Raw genomic sequence first — 23,430 nt, 5'->3', positions numbered from 1 at the left:
TCGTCTGATGAGGGGCCGCGCGCGGTCGGGTCGGGCTCCTGACCCGCGCCGACGGCTCAGCCTTCTCGGGGCCTCTTTACAATGACTGACTAGTCAGTCATAATTGTTCAATGTCGAAGCCGTCGAAATTGTCCGAGCGCAGAGTTGAGCCCGTCAAGCCGGCGGCAGCCGGCGCCTCGCGCCGGGCGGATCGCTCCGCCGAGCGCCGCGCGGCGATCGTGCAGGCGGCGATGGACGAGTTCATCGCCCGAGGCTTCGCGGCGACCCGGCTGGACGACGTCGCCAAGCGGGCAGGGGTCGCCAAGGGGACGATCTATCTGCACTTCAAGGACAAGGAATCGATGTTCGAGGAATTGATCCGGACCGCGATCGTGCCCTTCGTCGGCCGTCTTGCGGCGCCGCCGCCGGCCGGCGGCTCGGTGCGCGACATGGTCGAGGCGTTGGCGCGCATGTTCCTGCAGGAAATCGCCGGCACCCGGCGGGCCGATCTCGTCCGGCTCATCATCGCGGAAGGGCCGCGCTTTCCGTCCATTGCCGATTTCTACTATCGCGAGGTCGTCTCCCGCGGTCTCGCGGCCATGCGTGCGCTGATCCAGTTGGCGATCACGCGCGGCGAGATCCGCGAGCCCAAGCTGGCGCAACATCCGCAACTGATGATCGCGCCGATGATGGTCGCGGTGATCTGGAAGAGCCTGTTCGAGCGTCATGCGCCGCTCGATGCGGAAGCGATGCTGCAGACGCATCTCGATCTGATCTTTGGCGCGAGGAGGCCGACATGAGTCTGCTGCACTGCCTCGCCGTGCTGGTCACGGCCTTCACGTTCAACGGTTGCAAGGAGACGCGCGATCCCGGCTATCAGGGCTGGGTCGAGGCCGACATGATCTTCGTCAGTCCGGACGAAGCGGGCCGGATCACGAAGCTCAACGTGCATGAGGGGGACGTGGTCAAGATCGGCGATCCGCTCTATTCGGTCGACGACGATCTGCAGCAGGCCGATCTCAACCAGACCAAGGCGACGCTGGCCAATGCGCAGCAGACCTATGACCGCGCCGCCGCCTTGAGCAAGACGGGCGCTGGGACGCAGGCGACGCTCGACTCCGCCGTTTCGGCGCTGCGCGTCGCCGAGGCCCATCTCGTGACCTCACAGACGCGGCTGGCAAGGCGCAAAGGTGTGGCGCCCGTCGCGGGGACCGTCCAGCAGATCTACTTCCGCGAGGGCGAGATGGTCGCGGCGCAGCGGCCGGTGCTGTCGATCATGCCGCCGGGCAACATGAAGCTGCGTTTCTACGTGCCCGAGCCTGATCTGCCGAAACTCGCCATCGGCGACGAGGTCCGCGTCACCTGTGACAATTGCGCTGATGATCTGACCGCCAGAATCTATTTCCTCGCGACCTCGGCGGAATACACGCCGCCGGTGATCTACAGCCTCGATGAGCGCAACAAGCTCGTCTATCTGATCCAGGCGCGGCCCTCGCGGCCGGACGCGCTGCGCGTCGGCCAGCCGGTCAGCATCTATCCAAACCTCAAGACTCCCGATCGGAAGACTCCGGTGGCGGACAAGCAATGAACGGGGCGGGACCGGCCGAGATCGCGATCGACGTCCAGGGACTGACCAAGTCCTTCGACGGCCGCGAGGTCGTGCATGATCTGTCGATGCAGGTGAAGCGCGGCTCGATCTACGGCTTTCTCGGCCCGAACGGCTCGGGCAAGACCACGACCATCCGGATGCTGTGCGGCCTGCTGACACCCGACGGCGGCGAGGGCACCTGCCTCGGCTTCGACATCCGGCGCGACGCTGACAAGATCAAGCGCCGGGTGGGCTACATGACGCAGCGCTTCAGCCTCTATCAGGACCTCTCGGTGCGGGAGAACCTCGAATTCGTGGCGCGCCTCTATGGCATGTCCGATCCGCGCCGGGCCGCGCGCGACATGGTGCAGCGGCTCGGGCTTGCCGGCCGCGAGCGGCAGCTCGCCGGCGAGTTGTCGGGCGGCTGGAAGCAGCGGCTGGCGCTCGGGGCTTGCACCCTGCCGAGCCCGCAACTGCTGCTGCTCGACGAGCCCACCGCCGGCGTCGATCCCAAGGCGCGGCGCGATTTCTGGAACGAGATTCATGCGCTCGCCAGCGAAGGGCTGACCGTGCTCGTCTCGACCCACTACATGGATGAGGCCGAGCGCTGTCACGAGATTGCCTACATCGCCTATGGTCATCTGCTGGCGCACGGCACCGTCGCCGAGGTGATCGCGCAATCGGCGCTCACGACCTACACGGTAAGCGGCGACGATCTGCGCGAGCTCACGGCTGACCTCACCGGCAAGCCGGGTGTCGACATGGTGGCGCCGTTCGGCACCAGCCTGCACGTGTCCGGCCGCGACCGCAACGCGCTGGACGCGGCGATCGCGTCCTGGCGCGACAAGGCTGACCTGCACTGGCAGCCCGCCGCGCCCTCGCTCGAGGACGTCTTCATCGACCTGATGAACCGTTCGCGGGACAACTTCCAATGAGCGATGCGGCCGTTCATCCCACGTCGTCCGAGCCGCGCTTCGGCTTCTGGCGGCGCACCTATGCGATGCTCGTCAAGGAGTTCATCCAGCTCAAGCGCGATCGGGTCTCGTTTGCGATGATCGTGATGATCCCGGTGATGCAGTTGATGCTGTTCGGCTACGCCATCAACACCACGCCGCATCATCTGCCGGCGGCGGTGCTGCTGCAGGAGGACAGCGATCTCGGCCGCTCGATCCTGAAGGCGATGGAGAACACCGCCTATTTCCGCTTCACCCGGGAAGTCAGCAGCGTCGCTGAGTTCGACGATCTCCTGCTGTCCGGCAAGGTCCTGTTCGGCGTCGAGATCCCCCGCGGCTTCGAGCGCGCGGTCCGCCGCGGCGACCGGCCGGCCTTGCTCGTCGCGGCCGACGCGACCGATCCGGTCGCGGCGTCCTCGGCACTGTCCTCGCTCGGCATGATCGTGCAGACCGCGCTGGCGCATGATCTCTACACCGGCAATCCCGTCACCACGCCGTTCGAGATCAGGGCCCATGCCCGTTACAATCCGGCGGCCTCGTCGCGGCTCAACATCGTGCCGGGCCTGGTCGGCACCATCCTGACCATGACCATGCTGATCTTCACCGCGCTCTCGGTGACGCGCGAGATCGAGCGCGGCACGATGGAAAGCCTGCTGTCGATGCCGATCAAGCCGGTCGAGGTCATGCTCGGCAAGATCATCCCCTATGTGATGGTCGGCTTCCTGCAGGCGACGATCATCATCGGCATCGGCGTGCTGCTGTTCGGCGTTCCCATCATGGGCAGCTTATTGCTGCTGGCGCTGCTGTCGACGCTGTTCATCGCGACCAACCTCTCGATCGGCTACACCTTCTCGACGCTGGCGCAGAACCAATTGCAGGCGATGCAGCTGTCGATGATGTTCTTCCTGCCTAGCATCCTGTTGTCGGGATTCATGTTCCCGTTTCTCGGCATGCCGCAATGGGCGCAGGTGCTCGGTGAATGTCTGCCGCTGACGCACTATCTGCGCATCGTGCGCGCCATCATGCTCAAGGGCTCGACGCTCCAGAACCTGCAGCATGACACGATCGCCCTGTTCGGCCTCATGCTGTTCGCCATGACGGTCGCCGTCTTGCGCTTCCGCCGCACCCTCGATTGAGGCACAATGGCGGCCGGGCTCAGAAGACGGCTGGGGCAGGATGACGATCTCGTGGGAAGGGCAGGCCGGCGCGGAGCCGGCGGCGTCGGCTACGTTCAACCAGGCGCTGATGCGCCAGACGTTGAACACCGAGCTGTTGCGCGTGAGGGTGCTGATCAGCACTGCGGCGCTGTTTCTCGTGATATCGGTGCTGGTCGAAACCTTCGAACCCAAGATCTCGGAGTGGATCTGGCCGAGCCGGATCGGGGTCCTCTACGTCTACGCGATCATCGTGGTCTTCATCGGCTTCGAGACTCTCATCCTGTTCAGGATCAAGTCGGACATCCGCCACGGGCGGGACGTGCCGGTGATCTGGCGCTATGTCAGCGCGCTGGTCGAGACCTCGCTGCCAACGTTCGTTCTCATTCTGCAGATCGAGGGCATCGGCCACGACAAGGCGCTGGGCTTCGGTGCGCCGCTGGTCTACTTCGTCTTCATCGTTCTCTCGACGCTTCGTCTCGATTTCTGGCTGTCGAGCTTCACCGGTCTGGTTGCCGCGGTAGAGCTGCTGGTGGTGGCGCTGTTCGACCGGCCTTCGATCGATCTCAGCCAGAATCCGGAGATCTACTATCACGGTGAGCGCAGCTTCATCATCCTGCTGTGCGGGATGCTCGCTGGTGCTGTCAGCGTGCAGCTGCGACGCCAGTTCGCGGCGAGCATCGAGGCCGCGTCGGCGCGCGACCGCGTCACGGATCTGTTTGGCCAGCACGTCTCGCCCCAGGTCGTCGAGCGCCTGATGAAGGAGGGGACGGCGGAGGCACGCGACATCCACGAGGTCGCGGTGATGTTCGTCGACTTCCGCGGCTTCACCGCGGCGGCGCGGTCGAAGACGCCGGAGGAGGTCGTTGACCGGCTCGACGGCGCATTTGCTGTTCTCGTCGAGATTCTCGAGCGCCATGGCGGCATCGTGAACAAGTTCCTCGGCGATGGCTTCCTGGCGCTGTTCGGCGCGCCGTTCGAGTCGCGCGATGCGGCCCCGCAGGCAGTCGCGGCGGCCCGCGAGATGGTCGCCGCCATGGACCGCGTCAATGCGATGTCGTCCTGGCCGCTGCGGATCGGGATCGGTGTTCATCTCGGCGAGGTCGTTGCCGGCAGCATCGGGTCGCCGCGGCGGAAGGAATACACCGTCATCGGCGATACCGTGAACTTCGCCTCCCGCCTCGAGGCGCTGAACAAGGAGCTCGATTCGCGCCTCCTGATCTCGAGCGCGGTGCGGCAGGCCGCCGGCGACGGGGCGCGCGACGCCGTCTTCCACGGCGCGGTGTCGGTGCGCGGCTACGATCGGCCGTTCGAGGTCTGGCAATTGCACTGACTGGCAACCCGTCGCTCGCTGTCGGAGATTTACATTGCACGGTCTCCGCGTTTAACTGACCCCAATGAGAAGCATCATCAGGGGGGAATGCATGATCCGAACCGGGGCGCTGTTTTTGGCTGGGGTAAGCCTCGCGTGCGCAGCCGGCGGGGGGCCAGCGGGAGCCGAGGATGTTGCCTGCAGCAAGGTGACGGCAGAGGCGCTGAAGGTCCCAGGGCTGACCCTGACGGGATCGAAGCTGCAGGAGGCCGCCGACGGGTTGCCGCGGCATTGCATCCTCTCCGGCAAGGTCAATGAGCGCACCGGCGTCGACGGCCATGCCTATGCGATCCAGTTCGAGATCCGGCTGCCGGAGAATTGGAGCGGCCGCTTCCTGCATCAGGTCAATGGCGGCAATGACGGCGTCGTGGTGCCGGCGCTCGGCGACAAGGCCGATGGTCTCGTCAGCGGTGGCATCACGCCGCTGGCCCGCGGCTTCGCGGTGCTGTCGTCCGACAGCGGCCACTCCGGCAACGATCCCGCCAACAAGCCGCGCGGGCTTGCGTCCGGCTCCGCCTTCGGCCTCGATCCGCAAGCACGCCGCGACTACGGCTATTCGGCCGACATCACGCTGGCGCCGATCGCGAAGGCGATCATCTCGGCGCATTACGGCAGGAAGCCGGATTATTCCTACATCGCCGGCTGCTCCAATGGCGGTCGCCACACCATGGTCGCTGCCGAGCGCATGCCCGAGCAGTATGACGGCTTCCTGGTCGGCAACCCCGGCTTCAACCTGCCGCGCGCGGCCGTGCAGCACGCCTGGGACGTGCAGGCGCTGACCAAGGCCGATGCCGATATTCGCAAGTCGATCACGCGGGACGATGCCAAGCTGATTGCCTCCAGGATCACGGAGGTCTGCGACGGGCTCGACGGCGCCAAGGACGGCCTCACGGCCAACTTGAAAGCCTGCCAGAAGGCGTTCAATTTCGACAGCCTCCGCTGCGCCGCCGGCGCGACCGACGCCTGCCTGCCGGCCGCCAAGGTCGATGCTTTGAAGAAAGTGTTCGCTGGCCCACACAATTCCAAGGGCGAGCCGCTGTATTCCGACTGGCCGGTGGATGGTGGCGTCGGCACCGGCAATTGGCGCGCCTGGAAGGTCGAGAGCCCGGTGGCGCCCTGGAACAACCTTCCGATCATCGCCACCATGGGCGGCGCCTCGCTCAACTACATCTTCTCCACGCCGCCGGTCGAGATCGAGGGCTCGCCCGACAAGCTCGTCGAGAAGCTGCAGACCTTCGACTTCGACAAGGACGCGCCGAAGATCTACGCCAAGGAAGGCCCGTTCACGGAGTCGGCGATGGACTTCATGGCGCCGCCTGCGGTCGATAACCCGACCTTGCCGGCGTTCCAAAATGGGGCCCGCAAGATGCTGATCTACCACGGTCAGGCCGATCCGGTGTTCTCGATCAACGACACGATCCGCTGGTACGAGAAGCTCGATGCCAACGTGCAGGGCAAGGCCGAAACGTTTGCGCGCCTGTTTGCATTGCCCGGCGAGACCCATTGCGGCGGCGGCGTCACGCTGGAGAAATTCGATGCGCTGGGCGCGCTGATGGACTGGGTCGAGAAGGGCAAGGCGCCGGAGGCGATCACGGCCTCGGTCAATGCGGCCAACAAGGAGCTGCCATCGACATGGAGCCCGCAGCGAACGCGGCCGCTGTGCCCGTGGCCGACATTCGCCAAATATGTCAGCGGCGACGTCGAGCAGGCGTCATCCTTCACCTGTGCGGCGGAGTGAGGCGTCAGACCTGCGGCGCGACCAGGTTCTTCACCTTGACCTGGTCGCGGTCCTCGATGATCTCGGCGATCCATTGCCGGTGGCAATGAGCGTGGTCGCGCTCGTAGCAGAGCAGGCAGACGGGACCGGCGCTCTTCACCAGCGCGGCCAGCTCGTCCATCTGCTCCTTCGCCTGCGGCGTCTTCAGGTGCGCGCTGTAGATCTTGTGCAGCGTGTCGTAATGGCCGCTGCGCGCGGCTTCGCGGCCCTCCTTCGGCGTGCCGAGCCCGCGCAGATGGACGTAGCCGATGCCGCGCTCGTCGAGCCCGGCGGCGAGCTGGCTCTTGGAGAAGCCCGGCCGGCGCGAGGCCGCCACCGCGCGCACGTCAACCAGCAGCTTGACGCCGGCCGATTGCAGCTCGTCGAGCACGGCTTTGGCCGGCGTGTGCTCGTAGCCGATGGTGAACAGGGTCTTGCTCTTGGCCATCGTGCGTCCCCTCGCGTCAGCTCACGCGCTCGATGAGCTCCATCGCCCCGGCTGGCGCGCGCACCTTGCCCTCGTGAATGACATAGGCAAACACGTCGCGCGGCATCTTCTTCGCCGGCTTGTCGTCAACCCGGGGCAGGTCGTCCGGTTCGCTGCCGCTGGCCCAGAGCTGCAATCGCTTTGCCCAGGCGTCGAGCTGCTTCGGCGGATAGCACGTCGTAAGCTCGTCATTGCCCTTCTGCAGCCGGGCATAGACGAAATCACCCACGACATCGGCGATCGCCGGATATTTGCCGTGCTCGGCGAAGACCACCGGCGTCGCGAACTCGCGCAGCAGCGCGACGAAGCCGGGGACGCAGAAACTGTCATGGCGGACCTCGACGACGTGACGCAGCTTGCGGCCGTCGAGCTCACGCGGCAACAGCTCGAGGAACTTGCCGAAATCAGCCTCGTCGAACTTCTTGGTCGGCGCGAACTGCCACAGCACCGGTCCGAGCCGATCTCCGAGCTCGAGCACGCCGGTGTCGTAGAAGCGCTTCACGGAATCGCCGGCTTCGGCAAGCACGCGGCGATTGGTCGCGAAGCGCGGTCCCTTCAGCGAGAAGATGAAGCCGTCCGGCACCTCGCGCGCCCATTTGCGGAAGCTCTCCGGCTTCTGCGAGCCATAATAGGTACCGTTGATCTCGATCGAGGTCAGCTTCGAGGCGGCGTATTCGAGCTCTTTCGATTGCGGCAGCTTGTCCGGATAGAACACGCCGCGCCACGGCGCGAAGGTCCAGCCGCCAATGCCGATGTAGATGTGGCTCTTGGATTGCGAGGCGCGTGCGGGGGCTTTGCTCACGGACCGATTCCGATGCTGATTGCCGAGGGTGTTGCGGTACGGAGACGATAGTCAACCGGACCGGTTCTGGCCAGTTCGGCGCTGTTGGGGCGTCGCTCTTCCCGTGCTCCGGAGGCTCGTGTATCCAGGACGTGGGCCGGGAAGGGGAGATATGGCAATGAGAGCGGAATCGGTCGGTGGCCTGCTGGGCGCGATCGTCGGGGCCGCCGTGCTGGCGGCAGCCTTCTATTATGTTCCCGTCGGGCCGATGGCCCGTCAGATGCAGCCGGCCAAGGTCGAGCTGCCGCCCACGCCGGTGCAGACCGTCCCAGTGGCCCCGGCGGTGCGGGGACCGGTCGTCCGCGAGGTTCCGAACTAGGCTGGCTTTCGTAGCCCGGCTGAGCGGAGCGATATCCGGGGTCTCCCGAAGAGTTCGCGTGAACCCGAATGTCGCTGCGCTCAGCCGGGCTACGGCGGACGGCCCTTGCATTTCGGCCGGCGCACCCCATTTGGGGAAGGAGGGTGACGTCGAGCTCAACGGCTCCGGCACCGAGACGACCACGGCAGAGCGGCTGCGCCGGATGTACGCGCGCCCTTTGTTTGTGGTCGTTGGCGTTTTTGGGCCGGATTCGCGGCGGTGCACGGCGGCACCACAGTTCGCCCTTTTTGCAGTTTCCGGCGGCCGTCGCGCTTGGCAGTGTGGAACGCGGCGGATATACGCATCCGCACCATGACCGATGCCCTCCGACCGGCCCCGCAAGTGTCCCAGCAAACCGTTGATATTCCGATCGTTTCGGTGGTCGTTCCGACCTTCAACGAGCGCGACAATGTCACCACGCTGTATCGGCGGCTGGAGGCGGCGTTCAAGGACGTGCCCTGGGAGGTCGTGTTCGTTGACGACAACTCGCCGGACGGCACCTGGCAGGTGGTGCGCGAACTGTCGCGCAACGACCAGCGCGTCCGCTGCATCCGCCGCATCGGCCGGCGCGGCCTGTCCGGTGCCTGTATCGAGGGTATCCTGGCTGCCAGCGCGCCCTATGCGGCTGTGATCGACGCCGATCTGCAGCACGACGAGACCCAGTTGCCGAAGATGCTGTCGCTGCTGCAGAGCGTCGCGGCCGAGCTCGTGGTCGGCAGCCGCTACATCGAGGGCGGCAGCGCGGCGAGCTTCGACAGCAAGCGGGCCGGGGCCAGCGCCTTCGCCACCGAGATCGCGCGCCGCGCGCTCAAGGTCGAGGTCAACGACCCCATGAGCGGCTTCTTCATGATCCGCCGCGACCGGTTCGAGGAGATCGCGCCAAAACTGTCGACGCAGGGCTTCAAGATCCTGCTCGACATCATCGCCAGCGCCGAGGGCGGTCTGAAGACGGTCGAGGTGCCCTATACGTTCGGCTCGCGCCTGCATGGCGAGAGCAAGCTCGACTCGATGGTCGCGCTCGACTTCCTCGGCCTCGTGCTGGCCAAGATGACCAACGACGTCGTGTCGCTGCGCTTCCTGCTGTTCGCCATGGTCGGCGGCACCGGCCTGGTGGTCCATCTCGCCACGCTGTTTCTCGGTCTCAATTTGTTCGACATGCCGTTCGCCGAGGCACAGGCGCTCGGCGCCTTCGTGGCGATGACCTCGAACTTCATCCTCAACAACTTCCTCACCTATCGCGACGAGCGGCTGAAGGGCTTTGCCATCCTGCGCGGCCTGCTCGTGTTCTATCTGGTCTGCTCGGTCGGGCTGCTGGCCAATGTCGGCGTCGCCTTCTCGGTCTACGACCAGGAGCCGATCTGGTGGCTGGCGGGCGCGGCCGGCGCGCTGATGGGCGTGGTGTGGAATTACGCGATCTCCGGATTGTTCGTCTGGCGCAAGCGATGACCTCTGCGGCAGGCGCCGACGACGCCCGGCTGGTCCGCAATGTCTGGCTGACCATCGCAGGCCTCGTCATTGTCAGGCTGATCGCGGCCGCGGTCACGCCGATCACTTTCGACGAAGCCTATTACTGGATGTGGTCGAAGCACCTCGCCGGCGGCTATTACGATCATCCGCCGATGGTGGCGGTCGTGATCCGGCTGGGCACCCTGATCGCGGGGGACAGCGAGCTCGGCGTGCGCCTGGTCTCGATCCTGCTTGGCCTGCCCATGAGCTATGCGGTGTATCGCACCGCCGAGATCCTGTTCGGCGGCGTGCGCGTGGCGGCGACCGCGGCGCTGCTGCTCAACGTCACGCTGATGGCGGCGGTCGGCACCTTGATCGTGACGCCCGACGCGCCGCTGCTGGTCGCCTCGAGCTTCGTGCTGTTCTTCTGCGCCAAGGTGCTGGAGACGGGCAGGGGTGTCTGGTGGCTCGCCGTCGGCGCGGCGGTCGGTGCGGCGCTGCTGTCGAAATACACATCGCTGTTCTTCGGCGCGGCGATCCTGATCTGGCTCGTCGCCGTGCCGAGGCTGCGGCATTGGCTGGCCTCGCCCTGGCCCTATCTCGGCGGCCTCGTCGCATTGGCGCTGTTTTCGCCGGTGATCCTGTGGAATGCCGATCACCAATGGGTGTCGTTCATCAAGCAGCTCGGCCGCGCCAGGGTCGAGGCGGTCAGGCCCGTCTACATCGCCGAGATCATCCCGACGCAGTTCGCCTTTGCGACGCCGCTGGTCTTCATCCTCGGCGTGATGGGCCTCTACGGCCTCGCCCGGCGCCGGGCCGGCGACGCGGCGGCACGCGTCCTGATCGAGGCGATGGTCTGGGTCATCGTCGCCTATTTCGTGTGGCATTCGCTGCATGCCCGCGTCGAGGCCAACTGGTTCGCGCCAATCTATCCGGCCTTCGTAGTGGCTGCTGCGGCGGCGGCCCATCTCGTCGCCTGGTCGGCGCGCGAGCAGCGCACCGCGGCATTCTGCCTGCGCTGGGCGCTGCCCGCCGGCGTCGTGATGTTCGTTGCGCTGATCGTGCAGGCGAACACGGGCCTGCTGTCCGGCTACCGGCGCGACGCCACGGTGCGCAGTGTCGGCGTCGGCTGGCGCCCACTGGCCGACGAGATCGAGGCGGCACGCGTGCGCGTCGGCGCCTCCTGCGTGCTGGCGATGGATTATGGCACCACCGCCTGGCTGTCGTTCTATCTCCCGCCGGGGACCTGCGTGCTGCAGCCGATCCAGCGCATCCGCTGGGTCAATTTTCCCGAGCCTGATCCGGCCAAGCTCGCGGGGACGCAACTGCTCGTCGACGAGGCACAGATCGCGACGCGGGTCTACGTGAGCAAAACGTTCGGCCGCATCGAGAAGGTCGGCGAGGCCGCGCGCAAGCGCGGGCCCTTGACCATCGAGACCTACGCGTTCTACTCGCTCGGCGAGCCGAAGGCCGAGCTCCTCGACCGCACGTCGCCGCCGGAGCTGCAGCGCTGACGCGCGCCTCAGGCCTGCGGGATGATATCGGCCAGCGCCTTGTCCCGGCCGTGGATCGCAACCATGTTGATATCGGCGTCGACGGTCTTGTAGCCGCGGCGATCGAACCATTGCCGCAACTGGTCGGCATCGGTCTTGATCTTCTCGACCAGCATGATCGGCGTGCAGCGCTCGATCGTCGCCGTCGCCCCTTCGAGCGCCTCGAGCTCCATGCCCTCGACATCGAGCTTGATCAGGTCGCAGCGCGGCAGGTTGAAATCGTCCAGCGGAAGCTTGCGCACCTCGACGGTATCGTTCGCGTAGTCGATGGCCTGGCCGATGAACTCGGTGTTGGGACGCTGGCGCAGCTCGAGGCTGCCGAAGCTCGACGGGGTCAGATAGTTCGGGCTCGGGATGTTGAGCACGCCGCGCTCCGAGGAGACCGCGGCATGGATCGCGATCGCGTTGAAGCAGTTGTTGATCGCGATATTGCCGGCGAGCGCGTAGTAGATCCGCTCCTGCGCCTCGATCGAGAGCACGGATCCCCAGCCGGTCATCGCCTTCGCCCATTCGACGGTGTGGACGCCGATATTGGCACCACAGTCGATTGCGACCGCGCCGTCGCCATAGTGCCTGCGGCGCACGCCGAGCAGGCGGACGGCGAGCTGCACCTCTCCCGGATCGAAGGCGCCGGTGTTGAGGATCTGGAAACCGACACCGTAGCCGCGGTTGGCGTCGATCATGCGATAGTCGAGCCGGTTGACGATCATCGTACCTTGATTGGTCGAGGCCAGCACGAAGGCCAGCTTCCGGTCGGGGATCTGCATGGAGAGGTCCTCTCGTGTCGTCTCGGCAGGGAGCGGACGCGGTACGATTCGCCGACGGAGTGTCGCAGAGAATCGTCCCGTACCATACTGCCGCCAGCGGCCACAGCGCCTGTAGCTCCGGGCTGCTACGGATGCGCTTGTCGCGCCCGGCCTGCCGGAGCGGGGGCTTTCGACCGGCGAGATCTGCGGCCTTTACCTCGTCAGCGCGCGCAAACGAGAGATCATCGATCGCGCGCCGCCGCCCCGGCCCAATCGTTAACGCGGCGTGCGCTGTTTTACGGATCGGCGCAGCCGACGGATGCTGCCTCTCCGGATTTTCCCGGTACGGTAATATTGCATGTGGCTGCAGTTTTGCCCTGTTTCCGCCCTCTTTGACGGCAAAACAGGCCCTGAAGGTTAACCCGCCCCTAATCCGCCAAAACTTAATCAGCATTTAACTAAAAGTCGCCTTAATGAAGCTCTGTGCTTCTGCGAGATGCAAAGCGGGTGTCCGTGGCGCATCGAGCGAGAGTTGTCGAGTATTCGTTCGGGCGTGAGTGAATGAGTAACAGTCGAGCTGCGTTGGCCGCACGAAATCGCAGGAAGTCCTCCCTGATCGCGTTCTCTCACAAATTGATCGGTGGCGCGGCAATCGCATGCCTGATCGGGGGCTGCGCCGTGACGGTCTATACCAAGATCATCGCGGCCGACGCCTATCCGACCCTGGGCAGCATCGAGCAGGACGAGCCCGTCGTGCGCCCCGCGCCGCGGCTCGCGACGCGCAGCGCCGCCGAAGCGGTGGGCGACGCCTTCTCGGCATTCCCGGAATCTCCCCCCGTCACCACGGTCGCCGCCATCACGCCGCAGATGTTCAACGATCGCTTCGGCGCGGCCGTGCCGCAGGGCGTGGCCTCCAACGCCGCGAACGGCGCGCCGCCGCTGTCCAAGCTCGCCGAAGCCGCGCCGCCCAGGCCCGTCGAGGCCAGGCAGATCGAGACGAAGCCGTCCGAAGCCAAGCCGGCTGAGCCTGCGAAGGTTGCCGAGGCGCCGAAGAAGGATGCCCGGCCGCCGATGCAGCTGGCGCTCGCCAATACCAAGCCGGCCGCGCAGCCGCAGCAGCCCGTGACGCCGGCGCAGGCTGCCGAGGCCAATGCGCCGAAGAGCAGCGGCTTCTCGCTGCGCGCGATGACCGAGCGCGCCAAGGCGGCGGTGCTGTCGATCGCGGGTGATCGCCACTCGATCCAGGAAAAGCTCTGGGGCAAGCCGGAGAACCAGGATGGCGGGCTCCTGGCCTACGCCTCGGCTGATTCCAACATCACCGCCAGCATCGCCAAGGATCCGACCCGCGGCGGCCGGCCGCCGTATGATTTGAGCACCGCGGTCTACGACATCTCGGCCAAGGCGGTGTATCTGCCCGACGGCACCAAGCTCGAGGCGCATTCCGGCCTCGGCGAGAACCTCGACAAGCCAAGCTCGGAGAAGATCAAGATGCGCGGCGTGACGCCGCCGCATATCTATGAGCTGAAGCCGCGCGAGGCGCTGTTCCATGGCGTGCCGGCGCTGCGGCTGAACCCGATCGGCGGCGAGGACGCCATCCACGGCCGCAACGGCCTGCTGGCGCACACCTTCATGCTCGGCCCGAACGGCGACTCCAACGGCTGCGTGTCGTTCCGCGACTACTACGCGTTCCTCGATGCCTACAAGAACAAGGGCATCCGCAAGCTCGCCGTCCTCGCCCGCATCGAGTGAGGCGGGCAGGGGGCGTTGAGGTGTGATCTGCATGGTCGCCCTCGCACTCAGCAGTAGTTCCGAACTGGAGGGCGTGCAAAGGTGCGCCGTGACCCCCGCCGCACGAGTGCTATATCGCCAACTACTACGCTGCGCGATACAGCGTCCTCTCCCCTTGTGGGAGAGGGCATGTACGGCCCTTCCGAGTATTCGGTTGGAGGGGCATCTCTCCGCAAGCGAACTCGCGGAGGCAGACCCCTCACCCAACCGAGCACGCCGTGCTCTCCTACATGCCCTCTCCCACAAGGGGAGAGGGCGCATTCACTCGCAGCGCTCGTCCGATCTCCCAATCTCCAAGAGCATGCACTCTTAGAGCCACAAGCTCGAGAATCCATTGGATGCCGTGCGGTAACGAGCGCAGTGATGCGGCTTCGGGATCGGCGTCGCTCCGGGCGACCGCTTCATGCGATCGCAGGGGAAGAAGGGCAGACGGATACACAGCTCGAACACCTCGGCCACGACGTCGCATTCTCGCGGCGAATGACGCCCGAGTGATGCCAGCGACATCGCCCTCGAAAATCGTGAGAGGGCGCGGGGAATGCCGGGTGAGGGCCTCACCCATGGCCCGCCTGCAACAAAGAAAGCAGGCGGCAGTCACCACAGGTTCAGCCGCATCATCCGGCATTCCCCGCGCGATGGATTGACGGCTTATACGTGGTCTCCCTGGTGCGCCGGCTGTCTGGCCACCATCGGTCGGAGCATTCGTCTCTCTCGACCTTGACACCAGCGTCGGGGTGTCAGGACATCACGACTTCGCCGTGCGCATCTCCGCGTTCGTCGGCATGACCGCAGTCACGCTGCGAGGCGATGCGCCCACCGCATCCCGCCCTCCACGTTCATGACGATCGCGAAGCGCCCCTCTCATGAGGACAGGACCTGCATAGAATGCACGTTTTCTGATTTTTGGAAACAAGAAAATGCGAAGGATGGGAGGTGAGCATAGCGATCCCATTGACCGGGCTCGACAAATGAGCTTCCGCGCGCACGCATTTTCGATCGCTCGAATGACCATTTGCGACCTTGTAGCTCGCGAGAATGCGCAACTGATTTGCCCGGCGAGCAGTCTGGTTGTTGCAAATCTGTCGCGGTGCAGGGGACTGCAACGCCATCGCTTCGCGCTGCGGCCTTGACGGCTTCGGGAAATTCTGCGCATAGCTCTGCCCCATCGAAATCGATGCGCCGTTTGCCGGCGCGCTCTTGAGGACCACGACCGTGTTGAGCCTACGCTCACATCTCGCGAACGCCCCCGCCAACGAACGACCGTTTACCTGGTCGCGCGATGGGTCCGGCATGGGCGTCGCATGTCAGGGTCCTGCCAATCTCGTGCTGTCCCTGGACAAATCGGGACTGCGAATTCCAGCACAAGTGTAACTCGCGGCGGGATCTTGACCCTCCGCACCAAGAGCGGAGGGTCTGATGACCCGCATGATGAGCCCAGATTCCGAGACAACCGACCGCACGCGAGCACTGTGCTCGCCGGTGGCGCTTGCCTTCGTGCGCATCGTCATGGCCTGCCGCGGCGTCACCGAGGCGCGCGCTCGCCAGATCTATCTCGACTACATCAATGGCGTTCGGCCGGAGCATGCTCCGGCTGGGTTCGACTGATTGACCATGATCGTGCCGGCGCAGGCCGGGCGCGACGAACAGGCCCATGGTCCCATCTGGCGAAGGGACCGGACTGTCGATCCGGTAAGGCGGGTTCGATTCCCGTCATGGGCGGCAACATGACCCGATGAGATCACGAGCCGAGAGAGGAGGTCGACGATGTCAGCAACAAATCCGGCGCTGGTTCTCAACGCCGACTTCCAGCCGCTGAGCTACTTTCCGCTGTCCGTGTTCAGCTGGGAGGATGCCGTCAGGGCCGTGGTCGGCGGATCGCACGTCGTCGTTGCCGAGTACGATCGCGTCGTCCGCAGCCCGAGCGTGACGATGCGGCTGCCGTCGGTGATCGCGCTGCGCGACTATGTCAGGCCGGCGACGCGGGTGCCGTTCACACGCTTCAACGTCTTCCTGCGCGATCGCTTCACGTGTCAGTACTGCGGCGGCCGTTATCTCCACGGCGAGCTGACGTTCGACCACGTGGTGCCGCGCGCCGATGGCGGCGAGACGTCGTGGAGCAACATCGTCGCCGCCTGCAGTCCCTGCAACGCGCGCAAGGACCGGCGTCGCCTCAAGCCGCGGCGGCCGCCGTTCGAGCCGACGCGGCACGAGCTGATGGCCGCACAGCGCCTGTTCCCGCCGAGATTCCTGCACGAGACGTGGCAGGACTATCTCTACTGGGACGTGGAGCTGGAGCGCTGACGATGGCCGTGGTGCCCAGATGAGCTCACGTCGTCGCCCGTCGGGCGGCGGCGTGAGCGACATGCGGTGTTCAACGAGCTGCGCGTGTGAACCCGGATGTCGCTGCGCTCATCCGGGCTACGTGGTGGTCACGTGCTTGTAGTGGCGCGTTTGTAGCCCGGATGAGCGCAGCGATATCCGGGGTATCACGAGCTGCGTGTATGAACCCGCATGCCGCTTCGCTCATGCGGGCGACATTCTTTGATGATCGAGAGATCGAAGTGTATCTAATTAGTAACGACGAGATCGGCAGTGAAAATGAGCGAGATGTTTGTCTTGCGTAAAATGGGAATTGCATGTAGCAGAACGATCCTTCGTGATGACTTTGGTTCGGGCTCGCTGAGATCCCGACTGGCGCGGCCGGTGTCCGGTCCCGTGTTCCGTCGTCGCAAAGAGCAAGGAGTCTGTAGCTCATGGAGAGCGTCGGGTTGAAGGCCCGAAGGCATCGGTTCGATTCCGGTCGACACCACCAAAGGATAGCTCAGTTGGATAGAGCAGATGATTATGATTCATCGGGTCGCGGGTTCGACTCCCGCTCCAGCGCTTCGGTTTAGCCTGAAAAGCTAATCGCCTCTGACGAGGACCGGACGCGCGCTTCAGTCGCGGTCCGGCCGTTTTGCCCAAGAAAATTTCGAGGGCATTTCGACCAGATCAAAGACACTGCAGAGCCGGCTCTGCGCCGCGGTGGATACCGCGTCCGAAGATGTCGGGAAGGCTGCGCAAGGACGCTCGGACTTATGGTTCGCGCGACCGCGCGCGTGCGCCCGGCATCGTCAGACGCTCAAGCCTCGGCCCGCTCGGTTCACGCAGGAAGCGTCGTCCGGTCCTCACGTCCTTTGATCGATGACATCAGCATTCTGGCCGATGGGCCGGAAAGCAAACCGTGGGAGTGTGTTGTGACTTGGCATCTGGTGACGAAGACCGTGACGGTGGAGGATGGCGAGCGGGCGCTGGTCTGGCGCGACGGCCAGCTCATGCGGGTGCTCGCGCCGGGCCGCCATGTGCTGCTCGATCCGCTGCACCGGCTGAAGGTGCAGGTGTTCGACGTCGTCCGCACCGAATATACCACCGAGCGCTACGCGGTGCTGAAGGCCGCACGGCCCGATCTGGCCGCGGAGCTGTTCGAGGCGGTGGAGACCGGCGCGAACGAGATCGCGATCGTCAGCCTCGACGGCCGGCCGACGCATCTGCTCACGCCCTGGCAGACCCGCGTCTACTGGACGGTCGCGACTGATGTCGAGGTCGAGCGCATCGACATCACCAGCGACGTGCGCGTGAGCGCGCGGCACCTGGCGATGATCGAGCGCAACCGGCCGGGCATCGTGACCGAGGCCGTGGTCGAGAACCACGAGGCCGGTCTGCTCCATGTCGACGGCAGGCTGACCGAGCGGCTGGCGCCGGGCCGGCATGCCTTCTGGGCGGTCGGCCGCAAGATCGAGGTCAAGCGCCTCGATCTCAGGCCCACGGTGCTCGAAATCACCGCGCAGGAGATGCTGACCAAGGATCGCATCGCGCTGCGGGTGACGCTGACGGCGTTTCGCCGGATCGTTGATCCGGAGGCGGCGGTGGCGACGTCGCCCGACGTGGACGCGTGGCTGTACCGGCTGGTGCAGTTCGCGATCCGGGAGGCGGTGGCGTCGCGCACGCTCGACGAGGTGCTGGCGGCGAAGGCCTCGCTCGACGCGGAGCTGCGCGACTACGTGCGCGCGCGGCTCGACGGCTCGGGCGTGGAGATCACGGAGCTCGGCGTGAAGGACGTGATCCTGCCCGGCGAGATCCGCGACCTCGTCAACAAGGTGGTCGAGGCTGAGCGGCTGGCGAAGGCCAACCTGATCCGCCGCCAGGAGGAGACCGCGGCGACGCGCTCGCTCCTGAACACCGCCAGGCTGATGGAGGAGAACCCGCTGCTGCTGCGGCTCAAGGAGCTGGAGTCGCTGGAGCGCCTGGTCGAAAAGGTCGGCCGCATCGACCTGCACGCCGGTGAGGGGGCCGGCCTCGACGCGCTGCTGACGCGGCTAGTGCGGCTGAAGGCGCCCGATGCGGCGTGATGGGCAAGAGAGGCCGCCCACGGGCGGCTTCTCGCTGCCAACGGAGGAGAGATCATGACCGAGATGACCTGGAGAGCTGACAACATCGAGACGATCGCGAATTTCTTCTCCACCGCTGAGTGCGAGGAGTATATCCGCTTGGGTGAATTGATGGGGTTCGAGCAGGCGACGTTGTTTGCGCCTCGCGGCGTGAAGGATCATCGCAACAACGATCGTGTCATCATCGATGACGCCGGGCGCGCGCGGGATCTCTACGAGCGCCTCGCCGGCCATCTGGCACCGTCGTTCCAGCATCGCTGGCAGCCGGTCGGGCTGAACGAGCGGCTGCGGATCTATCGCTACGACGTCGGACAGAAGTTTGAATGGCATCGTGACGGGCATTTCGAGCGTGACGATGGTGAGCGCAGCCAATTCACCTTCATGGTCTATTTGAACGATGATTTTGGAGGCGGCACGACGTCGTTCTGCGACGACACCGGTCTGATGCCGGATGGTCCGTTGCGCATCGCACCGGAAAAAGGGATGGCGCTGCTGTTCCATCATCCCATCATGCATCGCGGCGATCCTGTCACGCAGGGCCGCAAATACGTGTTACGAACCGACGTGATGTATCGGCGGACAGCGTAGCCCGCATGAGCGCAAGCGACGTGCGGGTCGATCACTGCTGATCTTGAGACCCCGGATGTTGCTACGCTCATCCGGGCTACAGGCTGCGCGCCGTACCGGCAATGAACGCAGCCGCCGCCCGATGCTACAAACTGACCTGTATGAAATGCGAGACGTGCCATGATCGACGGAAACACCCTGATCGCCTGGGGCTTCAAGCCCGGCCGCTGGTTCAAGCAGGGCTTGGAGACGGCGAATGCGATGCGCTCTGATGGCGCCAACGACGATGCGATCTTCGCGGCACTGCAGGCGCTGCAGCCGGTGGAGACCTTGATGCGCACCAACGGCGTGCCGTTCGCGATGCTGATCGATGCCGACAACGAGCTCGAGCGCGCCAACGTCGCGGCGGTCGCGCAGCACATGGATGCCCTGATGCGGGTGCCGACCATCGTGGCCGGCGCCGTGATGCCGGACGCCTGCCCGTCGGGGACGGCGCTCGGCACCATTCCGGTCGGCGGCGTGGTGGCCTGCGAGGACGCGATCCATCCGGGCTTTCACTCCTCCGACATCTGCTGCTCGGTGGCGGTGACCGTGTTCGCGCGCAAGGACGATCCCAAGCGCATCCTCGATGCCGTCAATGCGGTGACCCATTTCGGTCCCGGCGGCCGCGACCGGCTGCATCAGCCGCCCGACGAGGTGATGGCGGGGTTCGAGGCCAACCCCTTCTTGAAGGGGCTGGAGCGCTTCGCGATCGGTCACTTCGCCACGCAGGGCGACGGCAACCACTTCGCTTATGTCGGTCATCTCAAATCGACCGGTCAGGCGGCGCTGGTGACGCATCACGGCTCGCGCGGCTTCGGTGCGCAGCTCTACAAGCGCGGCATGGCGGTGGCGAAGCGGCACACCGCGATCCACGCGCCGAAGGTCCCGGAGCACAGCGCCTGGATCAAGGCGTCGAGCGACGACGGCCGGGCGTATTGGGAGGCGTTGCAGGTGGCGCGGCTGTGGACCAGGGCCAACCACCACGCGATCCATGACCTCGCGGCGGCGAAGCTCGGCAACGCCGTCACGGACCGGTTCTGGAACGAGCACAACTTCGTTTTCCAGAAGAGCGACGGCCTGTTCTATCACGGCAAGGGGGCGACGCCGAACTGGTCCGGCTTCTCGGCCGATGATGACGGACGCACCATCGTGCCGCTCAACATGGCCGAGCCGGTGCTGATTCTGAAGCACCGGGACAACAAGGACGCGCTCGGCTTCGCGCCACACGGCGCCGGGCGCAATCTCGGGCGGAAGGCTTTTCTGCGCGAGAATCGTCCCGAGATGCCTGATGGCATCGACGCGCGCTTCTATTGCGGCAAGCCCGATCTGTCGGAGCTGCCGCAGGCCTACAAGAACGCCGCGTCGGTGCGGGCGCAGATCGCACGCTACGGGCTCGGCGAGGTCATCGACGAGGTGATCCCTTACGGCTCGATCATGGCCGGCGACTGGGAAGCCGACGCGCCGTGGCGAAAGGGACGGTGAGAGCTACGATCCGGGAGAGGTCGCCCACGGGCGGCCTCTCGTTGACGAATGGGCAGGGGCTGGAGATCATCGGCAGCCGCGTGGCTTCCGGTTCATTTGGTGATTGCGCAGGCTCGGGCCTTCCCTCATCCTCAGGGTGTGAAGAGGGGGAAGACGCGATGACGAGCCTGGAGGTGGGCGCGACCGGGCCGAGGCGCGAGCCGTGGTGGGCGATCGTAGCGATCTTCATCGCGGGCTTCGTGGCTCTTTGCCTGCTGCTGGCCTCGCCGGTGCTGATCCGCACCTTTCTGTTTCAGCCGTTCAACATTCCTTCATCCTCGAACATTCCAACGCTTCTCGTCGGCGATATCTTCTTCGTGTCGAAATATCCCTATGGCTACAGCCGCTTCACTTGGCCGTTGTCATGGCCTTCGTCGCTGCCGCCGTCGGCGCGGATCTGGGGTGCGACGCCTGCGCGCGGCGATGTCGTCGCGTTCTTCCTGCCGAAAGACAATGCGACCGTCTATATCAAGCGCGTCGTCGGACTGCCCGGCGATCGCGTCCAGATGAAGGACGGAGTGCTCTACATCAACGATACGGCCGTCGCGCGCGAGCGGGTCGAGGATCTGATCGGAGAGGCGGCCTGCGGGGGCGATGCGACCGAGCGCGTCAAGCGCTGGCGCGAGACCTTGCCGAATGGCGTGAGCTACGAGACGCTGGATTGCGTCAGCAACGGCTTCTTCGACAACACCAATGTCTTCGTCGTGCCGCCCGGCCGGCTGTTCATGCTCGGCGACAACCGTGACAACTCGACCGACAGCCGCGTGCTGTCCCAGATCGGCTATGTGCCGATCGAGAACGTCATCGGCCGCGCCGCCATGATCTTCTTTTCGGCCGCCGGTGCCGGCAAAGGCAGGCCCGGCCGCATCCGCTTCGAGCGGATCGGGACGATGGTGAGGTAGGCCGGTCGCGGATGTCGTAGCCCGCATGAGCGAAGCGACATGGGGCACTGCCGACTCTGCTTCTCGAGACCCCGGATATCGCTTCGCTCATGCGGGCTACGCTCTGAGCAAAGAAAAGGGCGCGGCTTTCGCCGCGCCCTTGGTATCTTCGCGAGGAGGCCGGACTTAGAAGTCCATGCCGCCCATGCCGCCGCCCGGAGGCATCGCGGGGCCGCCGGCGTTCTTCTTCGGCAGCTCGGCGACCATTGCCTCGGTGGTGATCAGCAGGCCGGCCACCGACGCGGCGTTCTGGATCGCGGCGCGCACGACCTTGGTCGGGTCGATGATGCCCTTGGACACCATGTTCACGTAGTCGCCCGACTGCGAGTCGAAGCCGTACGCATACTGCTCCTTCTCGAGGATCTTGCCGACGATGACCGAGCCGTCCTCGCCCGCGTTGATCGCGATCTGGCGGGCCGGGGCGGAGAGCGCCTTGCGGACGATCTCGATGCCGGTCTTCTGGTCCTCGTTCTTGGCGCGGACGCCCTTGAGCTGCTCGGAGGCACGGAGCAGGGCGACGCCGCCGCCCGGCAGGATGCCTTCCTCGACAGCCGCGCGGGTCGCATGCATCGCGTCGTCCACGCGATCCTTGCGCTCCTTGACCTCGACCTCGGTCGCGCCGCCGACGCGGATCACCGCGACGCCGCCGGCGAGCTTGGCCAGACGCTCCTGCAGCTTCTCACGGTCGTAGTCCGAGGTGGTCTCCTCGATCTGCGCCTTGATCTGCTGAACGCGCGCCTCGATGTCGGCCTTCTTGCCGGCGCCGTTGACGATCGTGGTGTTCTCCTTGTCGATCATCACCTTCTTGGCGCGGCCGAGCATGGAGAGGTTGACGTTCTCGAGCTTGATGCCGAGATCTTCCGAGATCGCCTGGCCGCCGGTCAGGATCGCGATGTCCTGCAGCATGGCCTTGCGGCGGTCGCCGAAGCCCGGCGCCTTGACGGCCGCGACCTTCAGGCCGCCACGCAGACGGTTGACGACCAGGGTGGCGAGAGCCTCGCCCTCGACGTCCTCGGCGACGATCACCAGCGGCTTGCCGGTCTGCACCACGGCCTCGAGCAGCGGCAGCAGCTCGTTCAGCGACGACAGCTTCTTCTCATTGATGAGGATGTAGGCGTCGTCCATCTCGACGCGCATCTTGTCGGCATTGGTGACGAAGTAGGGCGAGATGTAGCCGCGATCGAACTGCATGCCCTCGACGACGTCGAGCTCGGTCTCGAGCGACTTGGCTTCCTCGACGGTGATCACGCCCTCGTTGCCGACCTTCTTCATGGCGTCGGCGAGGAACTTGCCGATCTCGGAGTCGCCGTTGGCGGAGATGGTGCCGACCTGGGCGATCTCGTCGTTCGACGTGACCTTCTTGGAGTTCTTGACGAGATCGGCGACGACCGCCTCGACCGCGAGGTCGATGCCGCGCTTCAGATCCATCGGGTTCATGCCGGCGGCAACCGCCTTGGCGCCTTCGCGGACGATGGCCTGGGCCAGCACGGTCGCGGTGGTGGTGCCGTCGCCGGCCGCGTCAGCGGACTTCGAGGCGACTTCGCGCACCATCTGCGCGCCCATGTTCTCGAACTTGTCGTCGAGCTCGATCTCCTTGGCGACGGTGACGCCGTCCTTGGTGATGCGCGGCGCGCCGAACGACTTGTCGAGGACGACGTTGCGGCCCTTCGGACCGAGCGTGACCTTCACGGCATTGGCGAGAATGTCCACGCCGCGCAGCATGCGGTCGCGGGCTTCGACGCCGAACTTTACGTCTTTCGCTGACATATTGGGTTTCCCTGGTTTTGATCGAGATCCTCGTCCTGAGGAGCCCGCGCAGCGGGCGTCTCGAAGGACGAGATGAGGAGGTGGTTGGGGCCTCATCCTTCGAGACGCCGGCTCAAGCCGGCTCCTCAGGATGAGGGGCAACGG

The 23,430-nt window shown here is 65.5% G+C and carries 20 protein-coding genes and 3 tRNA genes; 19 read left to right on the top strand and 4 right to left on the bottom strand.

Annotated elements, in window-relative coordinates:
- The first annotated feature begins 110 nt into the window (after positions 1–110).
- From ACQR2C_RS06090 to ACQR2C_RS06065, 6 genes are all read left to right on the top strand, one after another.
- A complete protein-coding gene (locus ACQR2C_RS06090) occupies positions 111–779 on the top strand; it encodes a TetR/AcrR family transcriptional regulator (RefSeq protein ID WP_315801127.1) in 669 nt (222 codons plus the stop codon).
- Positions 776–1,567 (top strand): HlyD family secretion protein, encoded by a 792-nt coding sequence (locus ACQR2C_RS06085; RefSeq protein ID WP_315801126.1) that lies wholly within the window; start codon positions 776–778, stop codon positions 1,565–1,567. Before ACQR2C_RS06090 ends, ACQR2C_RS06085 begins: the two co-directional genes overlap by 4 nt.
- Complete coding sequence (locus ACQR2C_RS06080; protein ID WP_316176913.1) at positions 1,564–2,502, top strand: ABC transporter ATP-binding protein; 939 nt, start codon at positions 1,564–1,566, stop codon at positions 2,500–2,502. The genes ACQR2C_RS06085 and ACQR2C_RS06080 overlap by 4 nt, the downstream gene beginning before the upstream one ends.
- The gene (locus tag ACQR2C_RS06075; RefSeq protein ID WP_315801124.1) at positions 2,499–3,656 is read left to right on the top strand and encodes an ABC transporter permease; all 1,158 of its coding nucleotides are present in this window, start codon (positions 2,499–2,501) and stop codon (positions 3,654–3,656) included. Before ACQR2C_RS06080 ends, ACQR2C_RS06075 begins: the two co-directional genes overlap by 4 nt.
- 40 nt (positions 3,657–3,696) lie before the next feature.
- Positions 3,697–5,007 (top strand): adenylate/guanylate cyclase domain-containing protein, encoded by a 1,311-nt coding sequence (locus ACQR2C_RS06070; protein ID WP_434880695.1) that lies wholly within the window; start codon positions 3,697–3,699, stop codon positions 5,005–5,007.
- 91 nt (positions 5,008–5,098) lie between these two features.
- Positions 5,099–6,784 (top strand): tannase/feruloyl esterase family alpha/beta hydrolase, encoded by a 1,686-nt coding sequence (locus ACQR2C_RS06065; protein ID WP_434880694.1) that lies wholly within the window; start codon positions 5,099–5,101, stop codon positions 6,782–6,784.
- A 4-nt stretch (positions 6,785–6,788) separates the two neighbouring features.
- Here the strand turns inward: ACQR2C_RS06065 and ACQR2C_RS06060 are convergent, their stop codons facing one another.
- Complete coding sequence (locus ACQR2C_RS06060) at positions 6,789–7,250, bottom strand: DUF488 domain-containing protein (protein WP_316176918.1); 462 nt, start codon at positions 7,248–7,250, stop codon at positions 6,789–6,791.
- 16 nt (positions 7,251–7,266) lie between these two features.
- On the bottom strand, positions 7,267–8,091 hold the full coding sequence (locus tag ACQR2C_RS06055; RefSeq protein ID WP_316176920.1) for a DUF72 domain-containing protein: 825 nt from the start codon (positions 8,089–8,091) through the stop codon (positions 7,267–7,269).
- 157 nt (positions 8,092–8,248) lie between these two features.
- Between ACQR2C_RS06055 and ACQR2C_RS06050 the strand changes: the two genes are divergently transcribed.
- The 3 genes from ACQR2C_RS06050 to ACQR2C_RS06040 all read left to right on the top strand — a co-directional run bounded on the left by ACQR2C_RS06050 (position 8,249) and on the right by ACQR2C_RS06040 (position 11,448).
- A complete protein-coding gene (locus tag ACQR2C_RS06050) occupies positions 8,249–8,449 on the top strand; it encodes a hypothetical protein (protein ID WP_315801119.1) in 201 nt (66 codons plus the stop codon).
- Between the two features lie 351 nt (positions 8,450–8,800).
- Positions 8,801–9,934, top strand: coding sequence for a glycosyltransferase (locus ACQR2C_RS06045; RefSeq protein WP_434880693.1), 1,134 nt, complete (start codon positions 8,801–8,803; stop codon positions 9,932–9,934).
- Positions 9,931–11,448, top strand: coding sequence for a glycosyltransferase family 39 protein (locus ACQR2C_RS06040; protein ID WP_434880692.1), 1,518 nt, complete (start codon positions 9,931–9,933; stop codon positions 11,446–11,448). The genes ACQR2C_RS06045 and ACQR2C_RS06040 overlap by 4 nt, the downstream gene beginning before the upstream one ends.
- 8 nt (positions 11,449–11,456) lie before the next feature.
- On the opposite strand, the gene ACQR2C_RS06035 is transcribed toward ACQR2C_RS06040, so the two are convergent.
- Positions 11,457–12,254: an FkbM family methyltransferase gene (locus ACQR2C_RS06035; protein ID WP_434880691.1), complete on the bottom strand. Its 798-nt coding sequence runs from the start codon at positions 12,252–12,254 to the stop codon at positions 11,457–11,459.
- A 540-nt stretch (positions 12,255–12,794) separates the two neighbouring features.
- Between ACQR2C_RS06035 and ACQR2C_RS06030 the strand changes: the two genes are divergently transcribed.
- The 10 genes from ACQR2C_RS06030 (at position 12,795) to lepB (ending at position 21,480) form a co-directional block, all read left to right on the top strand.
- Complete coding sequence (locus ACQR2C_RS06030; RefSeq protein WP_434880690.1) at positions 12,795–13,982, top strand: tlde1 domain-containing protein; 1,188 nt, start codon at positions 12,795–12,797, stop codon at positions 13,980–13,982.
- A 1,455-nt stretch (positions 13,983–15,437) separates the two neighbouring features.
- Positions 15,438–15,626: a hypothetical protein gene (locus ACQR2C_RS06025; protein ID WP_434880689.1), complete on the top strand. Its 189-nt coding sequence runs from the start codon at positions 15,438–15,440 to the stop codon at positions 15,624–15,626.
- A gap of 42 nt (positions 15,627–15,668) precedes the next feature.
- Positions 15,669–15,740, top strand: a tRNA-Asp gene (locus ACQR2C_RS06020).
- A gap of 45 nt (positions 15,741–15,785) precedes the next feature.
- The gene (locus ACQR2C_RS06015; RefSeq protein WP_434880688.1) at positions 15,786–16,322 is read left to right on the top strand and encodes an HNH endonuclease; all 537 of its coding nucleotides are present in this window, start codon (positions 15,786–15,788) and stop codon (positions 16,320–16,322) included.
- Positions 16,323–16,760: 438 nt separating this feature from the next.
- Positions 16,761–16,833 (top strand) — tRNA-Phe (locus ACQR2C_RS06010).
- Between the two features lie 2 nt (positions 16,834–16,835).
- A tRNA-His gene (locus tag ACQR2C_RS06005) sits at positions 16,836–16,901 on the top strand.
- A 356-nt stretch (positions 16,902–17,257) separates the two neighbouring features.
- Positions 17,258–18,409, top strand: a complete 1,152-nt coding sequence (locus ACQR2C_RS06000; protein WP_316215965.1) for a slipin family protein — start codon at positions 17,258–17,260, stop codon at positions 18,407–18,409.
- Positions 18,410–18,463: 54 nt separating this feature from the next.
- Positions 18,464–19,036, top strand: coding sequence for a 2OG-Fe(II) oxygenase (locus tag ACQR2C_RS05995; protein WP_434880687.1), 573 nt, complete (start codon positions 18,464–18,466; stop codon positions 19,034–19,036).
- A gap of 159 nt (positions 19,037–19,195) precedes the next feature.
- Complete coding sequence (locus ACQR2C_RS05990) at positions 19,196–20,539, top strand: RtcB family protein (protein WP_434880686.1); 1,344 nt, start codon at positions 19,196–19,198, stop codon at positions 20,537–20,539.
- Between the two features lie 158 nt (positions 20,540–20,697).
- The gene (gene lepB / locus ACQR2C_RS05985) at positions 20,698–21,480 is read left to right on the top strand and encodes a signal peptidase I (RefSeq protein WP_316238853.1); all 783 of its coding nucleotides are present in this window, start codon (positions 20,698–20,700) and stop codon (positions 21,478–21,480) included.
- 165 nt (positions 21,481–21,645) lie between these two features.
- On the opposite strand, the gene groL is transcribed toward lepB, so the two are convergent.
- A complete protein-coding gene (groL, locus tag ACQR2C_RS05980; protein WP_315719441.1) occupies positions 21,646–23,286 on the bottom strand; it encodes a chaperonin GroEL in 1,641 nt (546 codons plus the stop codon).
- Between the last annotated feature and the right edge of the window lie 144 nt (positions 23,287–23,430).

The sequence above is a fragment of the Bradyrhizobium sp. HKCCYLRH3061 genome (assembly GCF_051168015.1).
Taxonomy (GTDB): Bacteria; Pseudomonadota; Alphaproteobacteria; order Rhizobiales; family Xanthobacteraceae; genus Bradyrhizobium.
Note: the sequence above shows the minus strand (reverse complement) of the source record. Positions and strands in the feature narration are given on the sequence as shown.